The sequence below is a fragment of the Nocardia sp. NPDC003345 genome, assembly GCF_053589395.1.
Genome location: NZ_JBSFRU010000367.1, coordinates 1 through 6,034 on the forward strand (window position 1 = coordinate 1; position 6,034 = coordinate 6,034).

5 protein-coding genes are annotated in these 6,034 nt (G+C 67.1%); 3 read left to right on the forward strand and 2 right to left on the reverse strand.

Annotation, left to right across the window (positions count from 1 at the left end):
* Nucleotides 1-114: 114 nt before the first annotated feature.
* On the reverse strand, nt 115-1,437 hold the full coding sequence (locus ACWDU1_RS28120; protein WP_450003032.1) for a hypothetical protein: 1,323 nt from the start codon (nt 1,435-1,437) through the stop codon (nt 115-117).
* 228 nt (nt 1,438-1,665) lie between these two features.
* Between ACWDU1_RS28120 and ACWDU1_RS28125 the strand changes: the two genes are divergently transcribed.
* On the forward strand, nt 1,666-2,736 hold the full coding sequence (locus ACWDU1_RS28125; protein ID WP_450003033.1) for an Abi-alpha family protein: 1,071 nt from the start codon (nt 1,666-1,668) through the stop codon (nt 2,734-2,736).
* A gap of 342 nt (nt 2,737-3,078) precedes the next feature.
* Nucleotides 3,079-3,708 (forward strand): nuclear transport factor 2 family protein, encoded by a 630-nt coding sequence (locus tag ACWDU1_RS28130; protein ID WP_450003039.1) that lies wholly within the window; start codon nt 3,079-3,081, stop codon nt 3,706-3,708.
* Nucleotides 3,709-3,723: 15 nt separating this feature from the next.
* Here the strand turns inward: ACWDU1_RS28130 and ACWDU1_RS28135 are convergent, their stop codons facing one another.
* Nucleotides 3,724-5,367 carry a peptide chain release factor 3 gene (locus ACWDU1_RS28135; RefSeq protein WP_450003035.1) on the reverse strand — a complete coding sequence of 548 codons (1,644 nt, stop codon included), beginning with the start codon at nt 5,365-5,367 and terminating at the stop codon, nt 3,724-3,726.
* 295 nt (nt 5,368-5,662) lie between these two features.
* Between ACWDU1_RS28135 and ACWDU1_RS28140 the strand changes: the two genes are divergently transcribed.
* On the forward strand, nt 5,663-6,034 hold a 372-nt coding region (locus ACWDU1_RS28140), incomplete at its 3' end, for a 50S ribosomal protein L25 (RefSeq protein WP_450003037.1).

Sequence of the window (6,034 nt, forward strand, 5' to 3'; positions counted from 1 at the left end):
CCGACACCGCCGAGGCCGCTACGCGCGCCACGCCGCCGACCGCACGCACCGTGGCGGCGGGCCCGCCTGGCCCGGTCCGCCTGGGCTCTGTGCCGGACTCTTCCGGCTCCCGGTTCACAGCCATGTCGTCGCCACCCCCGTTCCGAAGACCAGGATATGCGCGTATCCCGCGAACAGCCCGAGTACGCCGCCGTGCACGAACAGCAGCCACTCGTCCTGCTTGATGGCGGCCCGCAGCATATCGACGAAATCGTTGGGTGACAGCTCCGACATCTGCTTGGAGATGTAGGCGCTGATCTGTTTGCCCTGCCGCTGGTTGAAGTCCTCGTCGGCGAAGGCGAGCGGCGCGATGGCCATCGCCTCGGAGGTGAGGGTCTGAGTGAGGGACTGGTAGTCGCGGCTGCCGAGGACCAGCTTCACCGCGCCGCGGGCCGGGCCCAGGGCGCGATCGGCGGCGGGTCGCAGGGTGTCCTCGAGCATCTGCAGGGTGCGGTCGGATTTCGGGCCGTTCAGCAGTTCGTCGCCGATATTGGCCACCGTCATCACCTGCGTGGAGACGAGTTCGGCGTAACCGGCGGTGATTTCGTCCTGCCGTTTGATCAGCAGTCCCTGGCGCCACGGGCACCACCATTTCGGCTCGGCGGGCGCGAAGATCATATTCAGGCCCACCCAGTTCACCACCCAGCCGATGATGACCCCGCCGATGGGCAGTACCGCCAGCGTCGGCCAGCCGGTCAGGTGCAGGATGCCCACCAGCACCACACCCATGGGGGCACCGAAGTACAGGCCGAAATTCTGCATGAACCGCAGTTCCTTGGCGCCCAGCACCTGGAACAGCTGATTGAGCAATTGCGGGCGGGCCTGGAAATAGCGGATGACCATCTGCTTGACGTCGAGCAACTGATCGATGTTCGCGCCGAGTTCCTCGGTGAGCTCCCGCAGGATATCCGGCAATTGCTGGCGTACCCGCTCGTGCACCATCTCCCGGACCTGGGTCGGCAGGTTGTACCAGAGTTGCGGATGGTCGCGGCGCAGGATGTTCTCGACGATATCGCGGATCTGCGTCTCGGCGGTGCCGGCGAGGTGCTCGGCCAGCGCGTCCGGTTCCAGCTCCCGGTAGAAATCGGCGACGCTACCCAGTTTCGAAAGTCCTTTGTCGACGGCGATACTGGCCATCTTGTCGGCCCGGGAGGGCACGATGCCCTGCCATCCGAACCGCCCGTCGTGGCTGAGCAACGGCAGGATCTGGATCCGCTTGGGCAGATAGGGGTACAGATAGCGCAGGCCGGGAACCCGGATACCGTGAAATGCGATCGGCCGGAAGAGCATCAGCACGCCGGTCCAGTTGGTGATGTACCCGATAACTCCGGTGAACAGGGGAATTGTTATCAATTCCAGGAGGATCGTCGGGTGCACCCCGAACACACTCTCCAACACGACAGACCCTCCTGCTCCCGGTGGTCGGCGCCTCACCGGGACCTCGAAATTAGCACCACTTCCCGGCACCCATCGCACCGCGACGATGGCCGGCGTCGTCAGCGCGTCCGGGCGCGGCACATTAGTGTCTCAGACGTGCGCCGGATTCACGGTCCGGCGCCGGGCGATCACGGTGAATGGGCAATAATCGGTGAGCGGATTCGTTCATCTGGCGATATCGGAGTAGACGTGGCAGACGACAGGACCGGACAGGAGTTCCCCCGGGCCGGGTCCCGGGCCCTGGACCGGAGCTCGCCGACCGCCGAGCGGAGTTCCGTCCCGGATACGGATCGGCGCCCGGCGCCGGAGACCGGCCGGCGCGTCACCGGCAACGGCGCGCGGACCGGCGCTACCGACGCGACCCGGCGGCGCGCCGCGAGCGACCCGGCGCCCGGTAGCGTCGTGCGCCGCCCGCCCTCGAGCGTCGAACGCAGCGCCGATGTCGAACAGCGCCAGATCAGCAACGAGGCGCGGCTCATCCGCGGGGTGTTCCGGGCCGCCGGGCTGGCCGCGGGCAGTGTGGTCCGCGGCGGCCAGTGGGCGGTGGAGACCTCCTACGAGGTCACCCGGGAGATCACCCAGGCGGCCCTGGACGGGGAGTCCTCCGCCGAGATCGCCGAACGCACCGGCAACGCGTTGCGGTCGATCGCGCGCAGCGCGCTCGGTGTCACCGAGGGGTCGGTGCGCGAGATCGTCAGCTACGTCCCCACCGGGCAGACCCCGGCCCAGCACACCGTCGCGGTGGGCTCCTATCTGCGGTCGTCCACGGTGGCCGAACTCCGCAAACGCGGCGACGCGCTGCTGGCCCGCTCCGCGGATGTGTACTTCACCGAAGAGGTGCACCCCGCCTACGACCGGATTCTGGACGAACTGGCCCCCGACGAGGCCCGGGTCCTGCGCTACATGGCACTCAACGGACCCCAGCCGACCGTCGACGTGCGGACCAACCGCCCGCTGGGGATCGGCTCCGAACTGATCGCCGGTGGGCTCACCTCGGTCCCGGAACAGGCCGGGGTGCGGTACATGGACCGCGCCCGCTCCTATCTGATCAATCTCAGCCGGCTCGGGCTCACCGAGAATTCCGACGATCCGGTGGTGCTGAGCCGCTATATGGTCCTGGAGGTCCAGCCCATCGTGGAGGCCGCCCTGAAAAAGGCGGGCCGGGCGCCCAAAATCGTGCGCAAAAGCCTGCGGCTGACCGAGTTCGGCGAGGATTTCTGTCGCACCTGCTTCACAATCGGCAACGGCGACCGGCTCTGATTTCCGGCCCGATCGAAAGGTCGCTCCACGGGGTCTACCAGCGGTTTTGTCCCGCTGAGCGGGTGAAATCCGGATCCCGTAATACCGCCGTCGCTGTATAGCAATCCGATGCAAACCTGAATAACCTCCCTATTTGTCCATTTCAGGTGGGATGGTGGAGAGATGGACCAGGGCGAGGAGCGCAACGATCCCGGGCCGCGCCCGGGTGGGTTTCCGCGGCGGCCGGGCCAGAGCAGTGAAACCATGGCCTTCTCCGGTGCCGCGCTCGCCGCCGCGCTGGGAGCCGGACTCGACGTCTCGCTCCCACCGCGGCTCGAGCCCGACGCAGACGTGCCGTTGACGATGGGGCCGTCACGGCCGAACGATCAGCGCCCGATAACAGCGGGCGATTCCGACGATGTCCTCGCTATCCATCGCCTCAAATTCCGGTATCTGCGCGCCCTGGACACAAAACTCTGGGACGATTTCGCCGATACGATGATCCCGGAGGCCACGGCCACCTACAGCGAATATCTGCAGTTCGAATCCCGGGACGCATTTCTCACATTCATGCGCAATACTCTCGGGCCGCATGTGATCACCGAACATCGATGCGACCATCCCGAGATCGATGTGAACGGGGATCGGGCCAAGGGAATCTGGTACCTGTCCGATACCGTACTCATTCCCGAGAACAATATGCTGCTGCGAGGCGCCGCTTTCTACACCGACGACTACATCCGGTGCGACGACGGCCAGTGGCGTATCTCCCATACCGGCTATCAGCGCACCTACGAGGTGGTGCTCTCGCTCAGCGATCTGCCCAGTCTGCGGCTCACCGCCAACCGGTGGGGGCTGATCCAGCAGGCGAGCGGGGTCGAAGCCGTGGAACGCGATCCCCGGGATCACCCGGGTGCGAGCGAGCGCGCGGAACCCGAGCAGACCGGCTTCGACGAGGAATACCCGGGCCCGGACGAACGAGCGGTCGGCTGACCGGGCGGCCGGTCGTCAGTCGGCCGCTGCCACCAGCGGTTCGAGCGTGAGTTCCGGCATTTCCTTCTGGATGTACTGCAAGCGCCACTTATCGCTGAAAATCGCCAGCACGGCGCCGTCGCTGCGAGTGAAAACCTCCACCCCGCGCTGGCGGTCCAGTTCGGGCGCCGATTCGGCGTCGGTGCGGCGGGCGATCGTATAGGCGAGGTGGTCGAGCTGGGTCTCGACACCGAACTCGCCCTGCATCCGGGCGGTCACCACCTCGAACTGCATCGGGCCGACAGCGGCCAGCACCGGCGAGGCGTCGCCGCGGGCGTCGTTGCGCAGCACCTGCACCACACCCTCGGAGTCGAGCTGATCGATCGCCTTGCGGAACTGCTTGTACTTACCCGCGCTCCGCGCGCGCAGAGCGGCGAAATGTTCGGGCGCGAACGAGGGAATCGGCGGGAATTCCACCTTCTTCTCCACGAACAGCGTGTGCCCCGGAGCCAGGGCTGTCGCGTTCACCAGCCCCACGACATCGCCCGGATAGGCGGTATCGACCGTCGCCCGTTCGCGGCCGAACACCGTCAGCGCGTACTTGGTCGCGAACGGGCGGCCGGTCTGGGCGTGGGTGACCACCATGCCGCGCTCGAATTCGCCCGAGACGATCCGCATGAACGCCAGCCGGTCGCGATGCGCGGTATCCATTCCGGCCTGCACCTTGAACACGACCGCGCTGAAAGGGTCCGCCGGTTCGCGGGGGGTGCCGTCGGCCGCGGCGCGGGAACCCGGCGCGGGCGCCAGCGATACCAGCGTCTCCAGCAACTGCCGGACGCCGAAGTTCAGCATCGCGGAGGCGTAGATCACCGGGGAGGTCTGGCCGGCCAGAAAAAGTTCCTGGTCGTGGTCCTGACCGGTGGCCGACAGCAGCTCGCTCTCCTCGGCCGCCGTCGTCCAGGCCGCGCCCTCCCGCGCCTCGGCGGCGTCCGGGCTCAACGATTCCTCCGGGGCGATGGTGGCCCCACCGGCGGTCCGGGTGAAGTGGATGTACTCGCCGGCCGCACCGTCGGCGCCGCGGCGCAGCAGCCCGCGGAAATCGCCCGCGATACCCACCGGCAGGAACAGCGGGGTCGGAGTGAGGCCGATCCGCTCATCGATCTCGTCGAGCAGTTCCAGCGGCGCACGACCGGGGCGGTCCCACTTGTTGATGACCGTGATCACCGGGATGCCGCGGTGGCGGCACACCTGGAACAGCTTCAGCGTCTGCGGTTCGAGACCCTTGGCCGCGTCGATCAGCATCACCGCGGCGTCCACCGCGGTGAGCACCCGATAGGTGTCCTCGGAGAAATCGGAGTGACCGGGGGTGTCGACCAGGTTGATGACATGGTCGATATCGGACCCGGCGGCGCGATAGTTGAACTGCAGGGCGGTGGAACTCACCGAGATCCCGCGCGCCTTCTCCATCTCCATCCAGTCCGACACCGTCGACTTACGGCCCGCCTTGCCGTGGATGGCCCCGGCCTCGGAGATCTTGCGGGCATGCAGCGCCAGCGCCTCGGTGAGGGTCGATTTACCCGCGTCGGGATGGGAGATGACGGCGAAAGTGCGGCGCCGCGACACCTCGGCGGCCAACCCGCGCACAGTGGGCGCGGCGGAGCCCTCGGTAGAGGCGGTCAACGGGAAAACCCTTTCGGCGAGGCGGGGAAGGTGGCAACCTGTCCAGGGTACGTGACGTGCCCGACCGGCTTTTCGTCGTGTCGCCCACCACCCGATTCAGGACTTATGCGGGAGCTGAGTTACAGTATTCGGGTTGTCTCGGCGAGGGTTCGCATATCTGCGGCACCGTGATCGACGCGGCCCGGCTTCCGGCCGTCTGCGTTCGGTCTTCGCCTGACGAGCAGACCACCGACCAGGGGCGCGATATCCCTGGCACCGCCCACACGCCCGGTAGAGCCGTAGGAGTTATTCAGTCATGTCCGACGTCAACCTTCTCGAAGCGACGATCCGCACCGAGTTCGGCAAGGGCGCCGCGCGCCGCACCCGCCGTGCGGGCAACGTTCCGGCGGTCCTGTACGGGCATCAGTCCGATCCCCAGCATCTGTCGCTGGACGCGCTGTCGTTCGCCGCGATCCTGCGCCAGCACGGCACCAACGCCGTCCTGAACCTGAACATCGAGGGCAAGAAGCAGCTCGCGCTGACCAAATCGGTCGTGGTGCACCCCATCCACCGCTACATCGAGCACGCCGATCTGCTGATCGTGAAGCGCGGCGAAGAGGTCACCGCCGACGTCACGGTCTCCGTCACCGGTGAGGCCGCCCCCGGCACCCTGGTCACCCAGGACGCC